At 68.5% G+C, this 13343-nt stretch carries 11 protein-coding genes; 1 reads left to right on the top strand and 10 read right to left on the bottom strand.

The window, feature by feature from the left end:
* Positions 1-516 precede the first annotated feature (516 nt).
* A complete protein-coding gene (locus AB0H88_RS22435) occupies positions 517-777 on the bottom strand; it encodes a hypothetical protein (RefSeq protein ID WP_357647309.1) in 261 nt (86 codons plus the stop codon).
* 363 nt (positions 778-1140) lie between these two features.
* Between AB0H88_RS22435 and AB0H88_RS22430 the strand changes: the two genes are divergently transcribed.
* Positions 1141-1695, top strand: a complete 555-nt coding sequence (locus AB0H88_RS22430; RefSeq protein WP_357647307.1) for a GNAT family N-acetyltransferase — start codon at positions 1141-1143, stop codon at positions 1693-1695.
* A 45-nt stretch (positions 1696-1740) separates the two neighbouring features.
* On the opposite strand, the gene AB0H88_RS22425 is transcribed toward AB0H88_RS22430, so the two are convergent.
* The 9 genes from AB0H88_RS22425 to AB0H88_RS22385 form a co-directional block, all read right to left on the bottom strand.
* Positions 1741-2964, bottom strand: a complete 1224-nt coding sequence (locus AB0H88_RS22425; protein ID WP_357647305.1) for an acyl-CoA dehydrogenase family protein — start codon at positions 2962-2964, stop codon at positions 1741-1743.
* An 87-nt stretch (positions 2965-3051) separates the two neighbouring features.
* Entirely contained in the window at positions 3052-5151 is a 2100-nt protein-coding gene (locus AB0H88_RS22420; protein ID WP_357647303.1) for an ATP-dependent RecD-like DNA helicase, read from the bottom strand.
* Between the two features lie 150 nt (positions 5152-5301).
* On the bottom strand, positions 5302-7065 hold the full coding sequence (locus AB0H88_RS22415; protein ID WP_357647301.1) for an ABC transporter substrate-binding protein: 1764 nt from the start codon (positions 7063-7065) through the stop codon (positions 5302-5304).
* Between the two features lie 19 nt (positions 7066-7084).
* Positions 7085-7348, bottom strand: a complete 264-nt coding sequence (locus AB0H88_RS22410) for a DUF2160 domain-containing protein (protein WP_263654703.1) — start codon at positions 7346-7348, stop codon at positions 7085-7087.
* A gap of 11 nt (positions 7349-7359) precedes the next feature.
* Entirely contained in the window at positions 7360-8112 is a 753-nt protein-coding gene (locus tag AB0H88_RS22405) for a carbohydrate ABC transporter permease (RefSeq protein ID WP_357647321.1), read from the bottom strand.
* Between the two features lie 95 nt (positions 8113-8207).
* Positions 8208-9167, bottom strand: coding sequence for a sugar ABC transporter permease (locus AB0H88_RS22400; protein ID WP_357647298.1), 960 nt, complete (start codon positions 9165-9167; stop codon positions 8208-8210).
* Positions 9164-10387, bottom strand: a complete 1224-nt coding sequence (locus AB0H88_RS22395) for an ABC transporter ATP-binding protein (protein ID WP_357647296.1) — start codon at positions 10385-10387, stop codon at positions 9164-9166. Before AB0H88_RS22395 ends, AB0H88_RS22400 begins: the two co-directional genes overlap by 4 nt.
* On the bottom strand, positions 10380-11471 hold the full coding sequence (locus tag AB0H88_RS22390; RefSeq protein WP_357647294.1) for an ABC transporter ATP-binding protein: 1092 nt from the start codon (positions 11469-11471) through the stop codon (positions 10380-10382). The genes AB0H88_RS22395 and AB0H88_RS22390 overlap by 8 nt, the downstream gene beginning before the upstream one ends.
* 216 nt (positions 11472-11687) lie before the next feature.
* Positions 11688-13199, bottom strand: coding sequence for an N-acetylmuramoyl-L-alanine amidase (locus AB0H88_RS22385; protein ID WP_357647292.1), 1512 nt, complete (start codon positions 13197-13199; stop codon positions 11688-11690).
* Positions 13200-13343: the final 144 nt, after the last annotated feature.

Genomic DNA, 13343 nt, shown 5'->3' with positions numbered 1-13343 from the left:
GCATTCGAAGGATCACGCGATGGCCGTCCTCATTTCACGACGCCACGCCTGTCACCAGGCCAAACTCATACACCACTTCCGTGGACGCAGCCCGCGGGACTTCATCGCTGCGACCATCCGGAGAACCGCAACGGTCAACCGCGCGACCACGTTCGCCCCCGTGGGCGCGTGTCGCGAGACCCCTTTCCCCTGCGCTAGGAGAGGATGTGTCGCCATGCGCCCAGCTTGGAGGGTCGATCTTTCAGCGCACCTGCCCCGTCAACAGCGCCGACCACATCGCTTGTGCTTCATGCCATAGCGGCCACTGGCGGCTTTCCTTGACGACACTTGCTGTCCGTCTGATGAACCACTGGCCACCTGCGCTGCACAGTTCGTAGACCGGTGATGTGCAGTCGCAGGTCCACGCGACGACGCGAGTGCGTTCCCGCGCGCGGGATGCTTCCCATTCCAGTCGCTCGCATTGATCCACTGGCCTGGGGACGTGCGGGCTGAGACACCGTGGGATGTTGTCAAGACTCATGCGTGTCTCTCGCTTTGGTGCCAGTTCTCCACCATGATCGACTGCATTTCGCGGATCAGCTCCTCGGCATCGACCGCATCGATGATCACGCTCTGCGCGGAGGTCCAACAGCCGAAGGCAGAGAACCTCCGCCGCCACACAGACCACAGCACCACCCATCCAGGACTGCGCGCCTGAATGGTGTGAGCGATCTCCCGGTTGGCCTGGTCGACCTGCGCAATCGTCTCCTCAGGGGCAAAACTCTTGAAGTCGAGCATGCCGCTCGCCCGCCCCGTTCGCCGTCCGCGCGCACGGCCAGCAACTCCAGAGCTTGGGCGATCCGCGCGGCCGTCTCCGGCTACACGCGGCCCAGGTCGACGAACCCCCACCCCGAACTCACTCACATCAGCGCGCAGGCTCGGCATGGCGTCGGCGCGGCCGACATTGGCCAAGCCGTCCTTGAGGCTGGTGGCCGCGTGTTGCGCGCGTGCCCACGCACGTACATAACTCTGCTCCCAGCGCCTGCTCCGCTCCCTGCGGGACATCGCCAATGTCCTGTCGGTCCACCGCAAGGTGCCGTGCGTCGCCGACTGCCTGGATGCTTACCGCACCGCTGTCCCCACCACCGCCTGAAGGGAACCATGAGCAGTCCCTCTTCCCCCCTCCCCTTCCGCCGCTACGGTGCCGCCGACGCCACCCCGCTTATCGACACGCTCACCGATGTCTGGGCCGATGCCCACGCCACCCACCAAGACGTCGCCCAAGCCGGCTTCACCCCCGAGATGCTGCGCCCTCAGATCACCGGCCACACCCGGCACGACCAGTTCACCCTCATCGCGACCTACGCCGACGGCCACCTCATCGGCTTCGGCTACGGTTTCCGCTGCACCCCCGCCTACTGGTACGGCGAGGACCTGCTTCCCTCGATCACCCCCGAGGCGCGCACCACCAACGCCCTGGCCGGGATCTGCGAACTCGCCGTCCGCCGCGCCTGGCAAGGCCATGGAGTCGGCACCCGCATCCACGCAGAGCTCCTGGATGCCCTAAAACCTGAGTGGGTCTCTCTCCTGGCCATGCCCGGCGACCAACCAGCCCAGCGCCTCTACCGACGCCTCGGATACCACTACGCCGGCCCGTACCAAGCGGGTGCCAACGGGCCCATCCTCGACCTGCTCCTGCTCCGCAATGCAGCCTGACATAAGCCCGAACAGCACCCACGAGCTCCAGCCCATAGCGGTGGGTCACAGGGGGAGACCGCCGGTGGCTGCGGCGGTGGAGCCTGAGTCGCGGTAGGCGGCGATGGTCCGTTCGGCGATGCGCATCTGGTGGATCTCGTCGGCCCCGTCGGCGAACCTGGCCCAGCGGGCGTGCTGAAACATACTGGCCAGCGGGGTGTCGGTGGAGTAGCCGAGTGCGCCGTGCACCTGGATCGCCCGGTCGATGATGCGGTTGAGGCTGTTGGCCACGAAGTGCTTGGCCATCGACACCTCCGTACGGAAGTCCTCGCCTTTGTCGATCTTGTACGCGGCGTGCAGCACCATCAGCTTGCACTGATAAAGCTCCATGGCCGAGTCGGCGATGAGCCACTGCACCCCCTGCTTGTCGGCGAGCACGGAGCCGTGGCTGTATCTGCTGAGCGCGCGGTCGACCATCATGTCGAGCGCCGTCTCCGCCTGCGAGATCCAGCGCATGCAGTGGGCCAGCCGCGCCGGGCCCAGGCGGTATTGGCCGAGCCGGTGGCCGTTGCCCCGCCCGCCGAGCACCTGGTCGTCGGGCACCCGCAGGTCGGTGATGACGATCTCGCTGTGGCCCGTCGAGCCGTGCATGGTCTCGACCTCGCGGATGTCGTTCCAGCCCGGCGAGGGCAGGTCGACGAGGAAGGCCGTGTTGGCGCCCCGCGCCCCTTCGGGCAGGTCGAGCTCGGTCCGGGCGATGAGGATGGCGAAGCCGGCCCGGCGGGCGTTGGAGATGAACCACTTGTGACCGTTGATCACCCACTCGTCGCCGTCCTTGACCGCGCTCGTGCGGATGAGCGTGGGGTCGGAGCCGGCGACCTCCGGCTCGGTCATCGCGAAGCACGACATCTTGCTCCCCTCAAGCAGGGGGCGCAGGTATTTCTCCTTCTGCGCGTCGCTCGCCCAGTGCAGCAGCGTGTGCATGTTGCCCTCGTCGGGCGCCATGCAGTTGAGCACCCACGGCCCGAGCCGGGTCTTGGCGGCCTCCGACTGCACCATGGCCAGCTCGACGTGGCCGAGCCCCATGCCGCCCCACTCCTTCGGCATGTGCGGCAGCCACAGCCCTTCGGCCTTGGCCTTCTCGCGGAGCCGGAAGATCGTCCGGAGATAGGCGTCGCGGTCGCTCTCCGGCACCTCGTCGACGGCCGGGATGACCGTGCCCTGGATGAAGGCCCGGACCCGGTCGCGGATCTTCTCGTGCTCGGGGGCGAGAGTGAAGTCGATGGCCATGGTGCTCCTTCGGGGGATGCCCGGCCAGTAGATGGGCCGGACGCCGGGTGGTGTCAGGCCAGTAGATGGGCCGGACGCCGGGTGGTGTCAGGCCAGCAGGTGGGCCAGACGCCGGGTGAGGCCGGTGTTGCGGCGGTCGCCGAGCCGGGCGACCGCCAGCTCCAGGGCTTTGCGTTCGCCGACCAGCACCACCCACGACCGGGCCCGCGTGACCAGGGTGTAGAGGAGCCGGCGGCGCAGCATGATGCCGCCGGACTCGGCGACGAGGGGCGCGACCACGAACGGGTATTCGCTGCCCTGCGAGCGGTGCACGCTGATCGCGTAGGCGTGGGTCAGGTCGTCGAGCTCGTCGAAGCCGTAGGTCACCGTGTCGCCGTCGTCGATGGAGATCTCCACGAGCCGCTGCTCCTGGACGATGCCGGTGATCGTGCCCGTCTCGCCGTTGAAGACGCCCTTGTCGTAGTTGTTGCGGATCGGCATGACCCGGTCGCCGACCCGGAAGGCCGAGGCGCCCGACCAGTGCTCGGCCCGTCCTTCCTGGGCGGGGTTGAGTCGCTCCTGGATCCGGCGGCCGAGCTCGGCGGTGCCCGCCGCGCCCTTGCGCATCGGGCACAGCACCTGCACCTGGCCCGGCTCGACGCCCTGCTTGCGGGGGATCGCCACCGTCGCCAGGTGGACGACCCGCTCGGCGACGGCCTCGGGATCGTCGAGCTCCTCGAACCAGAAGCCGCCGCCACCGGGGATCCCGGGCAGCTGCCCGGCTCGGATGCGGTGGGCGTTGTGGATGATGCCGCTGCCGTCGGCCTGGCGGAAGACGTGGGTGAGCCGCACGCGCGGGATCTCCTCGACCCGCAGCAGGTCGGCCAGCACGCTGCCGGGCCCGATGCTGGGCAGCTGGTCGCTGTCGCCGACGAGCAGCAGGTGGCTGCCCGACGGGATGGCCGAGGTGAGCCGGGTGGCCAGGTGCAGGTCCAGCATCGACGCCTCGTCGACCACGATCAGGTCGGCCTGCGCGGGCGTCTGGTCGAACAGCGCGTCGGGGTCGGGCTCGTGGGCCAGCATCCGGTGGACGGTCATGGCCGGCAGCCCGGTCAGCTCCGACAGGCGCTTGGCCGCCTTCCCGGTGGGCGCGGCGAGCGTCACCCGGCCGCCCATCGCCCGCGCGGTGGCCGCGATGACCCGCACCGTGTGGCTCTTGCCGCAGCCCGGACCGCCGGTGAGGACCGAGACGGTGCTGGTCAGCGCCATGGTCACGGCTGCCCGCTGGTCGTCGTGCAGCTCCGGGTCCTCGCGGAAGTCGCGCATGGGCAGCGTCGAGCGGGCCTGCCAGAGCCTGTCCAGGTGCTCGGCCAGCTTGAGCTCCCGGCTGTGCAACTCCTTGCCGTAGACCACGATCTGGTCGGGCGCCGCCTCGACGACCACCCGCCGCTCGGCGGTGAGGGCGTCGATCATCGGCCGAACCACGTCCTGATCCTGCTCGACGAGCTCGGCGGTCTGCGTGAGCAGGGCGGTGAGCGACAGGTAGCAGTGGCCGCCCCTGGCGGCGGCCGTCTCCAGTCGGTCGAGCAGCGCCGCCTTGATCCGCTGGGGGCTGTGCTCGGGCACCCCCGACTGGAGGGCGATCTTGTCGGCCGTGCCGAACGCGATGCCCCGCACCCGGCCGATGAGCTGGTAGGGGTCGGAGGTGACGATCTCGGCCGAATCGCGGCCGAAGACCTGGAAGATCTTGGCCGCGAGCAGCGGGCTGACCCCGAAGCCCTGCAGGACCACCATCAGCGCGGCGATCTCCTTCTGCTCCCGCCACGCCTCCAGGATCTGGCCCTGCCGCGCCGGGCCGATGTTGACGACCTCCCTGAGCCGCTCGGGCTCGGTGTCGATGACGGTCAGCGTCGCCTCGCCGAAGTGGCCGACGATGGCCTGGGCGAGCCGCGGGCCGATGCCGCGGATCAGGCCGGAGCCCAGGTAGAGCTGGATGGCCCGGGTGGTGGACGGCACGATCCGCTCGCACGCCGTGACCGTGAAGCGCCTGCCGTGACGGGGGTGCTCGCCCCACTCGCCGGTGAGCTCGAGCGTCTCGCCCGGCTGTACGCCGGCCAGCGCGCGTCCGGCCGCGACGAAGCTGAACCCGCCGTCGGAGCTCGTCCGGGCATCGGCCGGTCGGACGTCGGTCATTCGGGCATCGGTCATTCGGGCAACGGTGTATTCGTCCTCGCGGACGTATACGAGCTGCTCGACAGACGCCTCCACGGCACTGATCCAATCATTCGCGCTTACTGGCCGCGTAGGCACACTAAGAGAGGGGACCGACAGATTACCCGCCGGTCCCACCGCGACTGATCAGCCTCCGGTCTTCCACTGGGCGATGAGCTTGTCGTAGTCGAGCGTCGCCGGCTTGCCGCGCTCGTCGGCCAGCTTCGGCACCGGAGCGCCGGGCTGGTCCAGCCAGTACTGGGCGGGCTGCTCCGGGTTGAGCTTGGGCGCGCAGTTGCCGCCGCGGCGCTCCAGCCGCGACAGGATGTCGTCCTGCTGCTTGGCCAGGTTGTCCATCGACTGCTGGGCGGTGGTCTCACCGGTGACCGCGGTGGCGACGTTCTGCCACCAGAGCTGGGCGAGCTTCGGGTAGTCGGGCACGTTGGTCCCGGTCGGCGTCCACTGCTTGCGGGCGGGGGAGTCGTAGAACTCGATCAGGCCGCCGTACTTCGCGGAGTTGTCCTTGAAGTAGTCGCTCTTGATGTCGGAGTCGCGGATGAAGGTCAGGCCGGTGATCGACTTCTTCAGCGAGACCGTCTTCGACGTGACGAACTGGGCGTACAGCCAGGCCGCCGCCCTGCGCTCCTTGGGCGTGTTCTTGAGCAGGGTCCAGGAGCCGGCGTCCTGGTAGCCCAGCTTGTTGCCGTCCTTCCAGTAGGCGCCGTGCGGGCTGGGCGCGACGCGCCACTTCGGCGTCCCGTCGGCGTTGACCACCGGGAGACCCGGCTTGGTCATGTCGGCGGTGAACGTGGTGTACCAGAAGACCTGCTGGGCGATGTTGCCCTGCGCCGGCACCGGGCCGGCCTCGCTGAAGTTCATGCCGGCCGCCTCCTTCGGCGCGTACTTCTTCAGCCAGTCGACGTACTTGGTCAGCGCGTACACCGACGCGGGCCCGTTGGTGTCGCCGCCGCGGGTCATCGAGGAGCCGACCGGGCGGCAGTTCTCCACCCTGATGCCCCACTCGTCCACCGGCAGGCCGTTCGGGATGCCCGGGTCGCCGTTGCCGGCCATGGACAGCCACGCGTCGGTGAAGCGCCAGCCGAGCGAGGGGTCCTTGCGGCCGTAGTCCATGTGGCCGTAGACCTTCTTGCCGTCGATGGTCCCGTTGCCGTTGACCTTGTTGGTGAAGAAGTCGGCGATGTCCTCGTAGGCCGCCCAGTTGACGGGCACGCCCAGGTCGTAGCCGTAGGCGTCCTTGAACTGCTTCTTGTACGTGGGATTGGTGAACCAGTCGTAGCGGAACCAGTAGAGGTTGGCGAACTGCTGGTCGGGGAGCTGGTACAGCTTCTTGTCCGGCCCGGTGGTGAAGCTGGTGCCGATGAAGTCGTTCAGGTCGAGGGTGGGCGAGGTGACCGCCTTGCCCTCGCCCGCCATGTAGTCGGACAGCGGGAAGACGTAGTTGCCGCGGAAGTGGGTGCCGATGAGGTCGGAGTCGTTGACGTAGGCGTCGTAGATGTTCTGGTTGCCCTGGATCTGTGTCTGCAGCTTCTCGATCACGTCACCTTCCTGGATCAGGTCGTGCTTGACCTTGATCCCGGTGATGTCGGTGAACGCCTTGGCGAGTTTCTGCGACTCGTATTCGTGGGTGGTGATCGTCTCGGAGACGACGTTGATCTCCATGCCGCGGTACGGCGCGGCGGCCTTGGTGAACCAGTCCATCTCCGCGAGCTGCTGATCCTTGGACAGGGTGCTCGGCGTGAACTCGCTTGACACCCACTTCTGCGCCGCCGCCTTCCCCTGGGCCTCGGTGAAGTCGCTCTTGGGCTGCTGCTCGCCCGCTGAGCACCCCGCCCCCAGTAGGACGAGCACGGCCAGGCCAACGGCCGTGGTCCTGCCTCTAGGACGTCTCATCGCCTCATGCCTCCTTCGGTCAGCCCCAAATCCCGATCACGATCGTCACCAGGAGCGCGCACGCCAGAGCCAGCCACATGGACAGGTCGGTGACGGCGATCCAGCCGGCGAGTACGACGGCCGCGCTGATCAGGCCGATGTACAAGCGGTCGCCACGGTCGGTCTCGATGCGCAGGAAGCCGCGCCGGGCCACCGGAGGCGAGAAGTGGCCCCAGATCGCCATGCCGCACAGCAGCAGCGCCAGGCCGACGAAGACCAGGGCCGTGGGGAGGGTCCACACCATCCACTGCATCGTCAGACCCTTCCAAGAGCGAAGCCCTTAGCCACGTAGTTGCGTACGAACCAGATGACGATGGCGCCGGGGATGATGGTCAGCACGCCTGCCGTGGCCAGGAGACCCCAGTCCACGCCGGCCGCGCTCACCGTCCGCGTCATCGTGGCGGCGATCGGCTTGGCGTTGACCGAGGTGATGGTCCTGGCGATGAGCAGTTCGACCCAGCTGAACATGAAGCAGAAGAAGGCGGTGACGCCGACCGCGGAGCGGATCATCGGCAGGAAGATGCGCAGGAAGAACCGCGGCAGGGAATAGCCGTCGATCGCCGCCGTCTCGTCTATCTCGCGCGGTATCCCGGACATGAATCCTTCGAGGATCCAGACGGCGAGCGGGACGTTGAACAGCATGTGCGCGATGGCCACGCCCAGGTGAGTATCGAACAATCCCACGCTCTGATAAATCTGGAAAAAGGGCAGCAGGAACACGGCCGGCGGCGCCATGCGATTCGTCAGCAACCAGAAGAACAGGTGCTTGTCCCCGGCGAACCTGAACCGGGAGAAGGCATAGGCGGCCGGCAGCGCCACGATGAGCGACATCACCGCGTTCAGAGACGTGTAGATGATGGAGTTCAGATAACTCGAATACCAGACCGGGTCGGTGAAGAAGGTCCGGTAATTGTCGAGCGTGGTCCGCTGCGGAATGAGCGAGAAACTGCCGAGGATGTCCTCGTTCGGGCGGATGGACATGCCGAACATCCACAGCAGCGGCAGCATCAGGGTGGCGGCGTACAGCCAGAACACCGCCCGCGCCCAGGGCAGCTGCCGCCCGGCCCGCCGCGCCACGGCGACCTGCTCCTCTGCCATCGCGGTCACCTCCCTGACCTGGTCAGCACGGTGAAGAAGACGTACGAGACGATCTGCACGACGAGGAAGTACAGCAGCGAGAAGGCGCCCGCCGGCCCGAGGTCGAACTGCCCGACGGCGACCTTCGACAGCAGGATGCTCAGGAACGAGGTGGCGTTGCCCGGCCCGCCGCCCGTCACCACGAACGGTTCGGTGTAGATCATGAAGCTGTCCATGAACCGGAGCAGGATCGCGATCGTCAGCACCCCGCGCAGGCGCGGCAGCTGGATGTGGCGGAAGGTCGCCCAGGCCGAGGCGCCGTCGATCTGCGCGGCCTGGAAGTAGGGGTCGGGGATCGACCGCAGCCCGGCGTAGGCCAGCAGCGCCACCAGCGGGGTCCAGTGCCAGACGTCCATGATCAGGACCGTGATCCAGGCGTCGGTGGAGTCCAGCGTGTAGTTGAAGTCGATGCCCAGGACGTTGTTGATCGTCCAGCCGCCCAGCCCGATGTCGGCGCGGGCGAAGATCTGCCAGATGGTGCCCACCACGTTCCACGGGATGAGCAGCGGCAGCGCGACGATGACCAGGGCCACCGACACCCAGACCCCGCGGCGTGGCATCGCCACCGCGAGCGCCACCCCGAGCGGGATCTCCAGCAGCAGCACCTGGGCCGAGAACAGCAGGGTCCGGACGAACGCGGCGCGGATCTCGGGGTCGCGGGCGACGGATCTGAACCACTCCAGCCCGACGAAGATTCGGTCGTCGGGGCTGAAGATGTCCTGGACGGAGAAGTTGACGACCGTCATCAGCGGGATCACGGCGGTGAAGGCCACCGACACGACGACCGGCAGCACGAGGAACCAGGCGCGGTTGTTCTTCGGCTTGACGCTCACCCGGGTGTCGGGCGTGCCGTCCTGCGGGGCGGCGCCGGTGACGATCTCGCCGCCGACCTGGCCGCCCGCGACGGTGACGCTCTGCTCGGTCACGTTGCGCCCTCTCCGTCGAGCCCGTCGAGCCCGTCGAGCCCGTCGAGCCGGTCGAGCCGGTCGAGCCGGTCGGGCCGGTCGGGCCGGTCGGGCCGGTCGAGCCGGTCGAGCCGGTCGAGTCCGTTGAGTCCGTTGAGTGGTGCGATGGACCCGCATCTGACCGCGTCCCTGAACAGGAACGCCCGGTCCGGTGCGAAGTGCAGGAACTCCTCGGTGTCCGGAGCGAACCGGGCGTCCGCCTCCGTCTTGGCGATCACCGGGTGCCCGCCGGCCTGGACGTGCACGAGGTTGTAGGCGCCCATCCGGTCCACCCCCGTCACCCGTACGGGCAGACCGGGCGAGGCTCCCTCACCGCCGAGCCGGGCGAACTCCGGCCGCACCCCGATGCGCACCGGCCCCGGCGCCAGCTCGCCCTCCTGGTCGCTGACCGCCTGCCCGACGTCCGTCTCCGCCACCCTGACCACCCCGCCGGCGATGTCGGCGGGCACGACGTTCATGCCGGGCGAGCCGATGAAGTGGCCGACGAACTCGTGCGCGGGCGACAGGAACAGCTCCGTCGGCTCGCCCGCCTGCACGATCGCGCCCTCGTTGAGCACCACCACCTCGTCGGCGAAGGTCAGCGCCTCGGTCTGGTCGTGGGTGACGTAGATGAGCGTGTGGCCGGTGTCGCGGTGGATCTCCTTGAGCTTGCTGCGCAGCGTCCACTTGAGCGCGGGGTCCACGACGGTGAGCGGCTCGTCGAGGAGCACGGCGGCCACCTCGGAGCGGACCAGCCCGCGGCCCAGGCTGACGATCTGCTGCCGGCCCGGGTCCAGCCGCCGTGACCTGCGCTTGAGGTGGTCGTCCAGGCCGAGGAGCTGCGAGACGCGGCGTACCCGCTGGTCGATCTCCGCCTTGGGATACTTCCGGTTGCGCAGCGGGAAGGCCAGGTTGTCGTAGACCGACATCTCCTCGTACAGCACCGGGAACTGGAAGACCTGCGCGATGTTGCGGCCCGCCGTCGGCACGGCGGTCACCTCGCGGTCGTCGAAGAAGATCCGTCCCACGGTCGGGGAGAGCAGCCCCGAGATGATGTTCAGCAGCGTCGTCTTGCCGCACCCGCTCGGGCCGAGCAGCGCGTACGCCCGTGAGCTGCGCCAGGTCCACGTCATCGGCCGCAGCGCCCAGGTCCGGCCGCCGTCGTAGCTGTGTCCCACGCCTTCGAGCCGGATGTCAGCCATGCAGGTCGACCTCCGCGGCGGAGGCGGCGAGCAGGCGCCCGCCGGCCTCGTCGAAGACGAAGATGTGCGCCGGGTCCACGTAGGCCGTGGCCCGCTCGCCGGGGGTGAAGAGCTGGGGGCCCGGCAGCTGGGCGACCAGGTGCCGCCCGTCGGCCAGCCGCAGGTGCAGGAAGGTCGAGCTGCCCGTCACCTCCGCGAGCCTGATCTCCGCCGGGAACTCCAGCACGCCGGCTCCGCTCCGTTCGATCGTCACCTGGTGGGGGCGCACCGCGAGCACCACGTTCCGTCCCGAAGCGTGCGCGCCGGGGGAGGGGAACGAGCTGCCCAGGCACTCGATCCGGCCCTCGCGCACGACGCCGGGCAGCAGGTTGAGCGGCGGATCGCTGAGCGTCGCGGCGACGGCCAGCGTCGGCGGCTGGGCGTACATGTCCGCCACGTCGCCCACGTCCAGCACCCGGCCCTCGCCCAGGACCACGGTCGGCGAGGCGAAGGTCAGGGCCTCGGCCGGGTCGGCCGTCGAATAGAGGACCACGCCCGGCGAGTCGAGGAACATGGTCTTCAGGTCGCTCCGCAACTGCTCGCGGAGCTTGAAGTCGAGGTTGGCCAGCGGCTCGTCGAGCAGCAGCACGTCGACCGGCCGGGCCAGCGCGCGGGCGATCGCGGTGCGCTGCTGCTGGCCCCCCGACAGCTCGGCGGGCCTGCGGTCGAGCAGGTCGCCGATGCCCATGATCTCGGCGACCTCGCGCACTCGCCGATCGATGTCTTTCTTGGGAAAGGAGCGCGCCATGCGCAGCGGTGAGGCGATGTTCTCGTGGACCGAGAGCGAGGGATAATTGATGAATTGCTGATAGACGAAGGCGACCGAGCGTTTCCGTACGGAAATAGCCGTTACGTCTTTTCCGTTCACCACGACCCGCCCCGCGTCGGGTGGCAGCAGCCCCCCGACGACCCGCATCAGCGTCGTCTTCCCCGCCGCCATCGGCCCGACGAGCGTGGTCATTCCGCTGGATAATTCGAGGTGAATGTCGTGCAGCCAGGTTTCCCCGCGCTGCCGTACGCGGACGCCGTCAAGAACCAGCGCCATGTGCACGAGCCTCCTTGCCGGAGTGCGATCGACGGCCGCGCCGCCCCGAAGCGTGGTCGGTCAAGACCCCTCCATCTAACATCCTTTGCCAGGACGTGCAAAGAGGGAAGTTTCCATCGGTCCACTTATTAGCGAATGGGCATATATTTATCGACGTTTATTTGGCCGCGGCGAACAAGTACGGCCCGCGCGACCGGGCACGGGCCGTACCAGATCTCAGACCTTGCTGATGCGGACGGCGTCCGCGATGACGAGGCCGGTGCCGGAGGTCCACCGGCTGACTCCCACGACGTTGGCGGTGCCTGCCGCGAGGGAGAAGGTGCCCAGGCTCTTCCAGCTGCCGCCGCCGGAGCGTTGGTCCACGTACACCGTCTGGTTGCCGCCGGAGGCGGCCACGATGTACGGCGCGGAGCTGCTGTAGCCGGGGTCGTCCGGATACCAGACCTCCACGCGGTAGGTGCCCGCGCTGGGGATGGTCGCCTGATACCAGGCCGGGTCGCTGGCGGCCACGGGGTCGGCGAACCGGTAGTCCGCGCCGTAGCGCTGGGTGGAGTAGGTGGAGGTGCCCCAGTTCGCGCTGGCGGTGAACTGGCCGGAGGTGGTGTTGTCGACCGTGGTGGTCCACGTCGGGGTGCCGCCGCCACCGGTCACGTAGTTCATGTACGTGGTCCAGTTCCAGTACGGTCCCGGGTCGGTGTGGTCGGCGCCGGGCACCTCGGCGTGGCCGATGATGTGGCTGCGGTCCTTCGGGATGCCGTACTTGTCGCAGATGTACTTGGTCAGCGCGGCCGAGGACCGGTACATCGCGTCGGTGAACCACGAGGACTCACTGACATAGCCCTCGTGCTCGATGCCGATGGACCTGGTGTTGTAGGTCCAGTTGCCGGCGTGCCAGGCGATGTCCTTGTCCCGGACCATCTGGGTGATCGCGCCGTTGGACGACTTGACCACGTAGTGGGCCGAGACCTGGGCGCTGGGGTTCTGGAACCAGGAGATGGTCCCGGCGTAGGAGCCCTGCGTCACATGGATGATCACCCGGTCGATGGCGTAGCTCGACTCGCGGCTGGAGGAGGTGTAGTTGCTGGAGCTGGCGGCCGCCCAGGTGGCGTCCGGGTAGTCGGCGCTGGCCGCCTCGGCGGCGCCGAAGGCGCGCGTCTCGGCGTACTGGCCGCGGTCGGCCGTCACCTCCTGCGGCGCCACGCGGACGTCCTTGGCCTGGAAGCCGAGGCCGAGCAGCTCGTAGACGGCGTCGGCGTAGAGGCGGGCGAGCTGGGGCGAGGCGGTGTTGCCGTACTTGGCCACGGCCTCGTACCAGCGGCCGGGGTCCTTCCTGGCGGCCTCGTCGAGGCCGAGCTCGTCGGCGTTGGCGCGCAGCAGCGCGGCGCCGCCGAGGATGTTGGCCGCGGTGTCGGCGCGCAGCTTCTTGACCGGCAGCCCGGTGAGCCCGGACGCCTTCTCCAGCGCCTTCGTGGTGGGGTTGCTGACCAGATGCATCACGCCGTATCCGCCGCTGGCGCTGGGCTCGCCGTTGTGGCCGTCGAGGTGGGTCTCGGCGTAGGCGAGCGCCACGAGCAGGTCGCGCGGGACGTCCTGGGCCGCGGCGGCGCGGGCGAAGGCGTCGGCGAGCGGTGTGTCCTTGGCCGCGACGGCGGGCTGGCCGGCGAAGACCAGGAGAGCGGCGAGGACCGAGGAGACGAGAGCCGTTAATCGCTTGGGGGAGAGTGACATGGGAGCTCCCTCGTTATGGGTCGACGGCTGCACAGTAAGCCGGTTCCTGACAGATGTCGATAATTGACATTACTGACGAGTTAGAAGAAACTTTCCGCCCGCACTCGGACATCTAGGCGGAAAGTTGGGCCCCCCTATTGGCTG

Source organism: Nonomuraea sp. NPDC050680 (assembly GCF_040654555.1).
Lineage (GTDB): Bacteria > Actinomycetota > Actinomycetes > Streptosporangiales > Streptosporangiaceae > Nonomuraea.
The sequence above is the reverse complement of the archived record's forward strand: the minus strand, read 5'-3'. Positions and strand labels throughout refer to the sequence as shown.

What these genes read in the sequence shown, in the direction of transcription:
- AB0H88_RS22435 (WP_357647309.1), bottom strand. Translation starts at nt 777, where the DNA reads ATGCTCGACTTCAAGAGTTTTGCCCCTGAGGAGACGATTGCGCAGGTC.
- AB0H88_RS22430 (WP_357647307.1), top strand. Translation starts at nt 1,141, where the DNA reads ATGAGCAGTCCCTCTTCCCCCCTCCCCTTCCGCCGCTACGGTGCCGCC.
- AB0H88_RS22425 (WP_357647305.1), bottom strand. Translation starts at nt 2,964, where the DNA reads ATGGCCATCGACTTCACTCTCGCCCCCGAGCACGAGAAGATCCGCGAC.
- AB0H88_RS22420 (WP_357647303.1), bottom strand. Translation starts at nt 5,151, where the DNA reads ATGACCGATGCCCGAATGACCGACGTCCGACCGGCCGATGCCCGGACG.
- AB0H88_RS22415 (WP_357647301.1), bottom strand. Translation starts at nt 7,065, where the DNA reads ATGAGACGTCCTAGAGGCAGGACCACGGCCGTTGGCCTGGCCGTGCTC.
- AB0H88_RS22410 (WP_263654703.1), bottom strand. Translation starts at nt 7,348, where the DNA reads ATGGTGTGGACCCTCCCCACGGCCCTGGTCTTCGTCGGCCTGGCGCTG.
- AB0H88_RS22405 (WP_357647321.1), bottom strand. Translation starts at nt 8,112, where the DNA reads ATGCTGCCGCTGCTGTGGATGTTCGGCATGTCCATCCGCCCGAACGAG.
- AB0H88_RS22395 (WP_357647296.1), bottom strand. Translation starts at nt 10,387, where the DNA reads ATGGCTGACATCCGGCTCGAAGGCGTGGGACACAGCTACGACGGCGGC.
- AB0H88_RS22390 (WP_357647294.1), bottom strand. Translation starts at nt 11,471, where the DNA reads ATGGCGCTGGTTCTTGACGGCGTCCGCGTACGGCAGCGCGGGGAAACC.
- AB0H88_RS22385 (WP_357647292.1), bottom strand. Translation starts at nt 13,199, where the DNA reads ATGTCACTCTCCCCCAAGCGATTAACGGCTCTCGTCTCCTCGGTCCTC.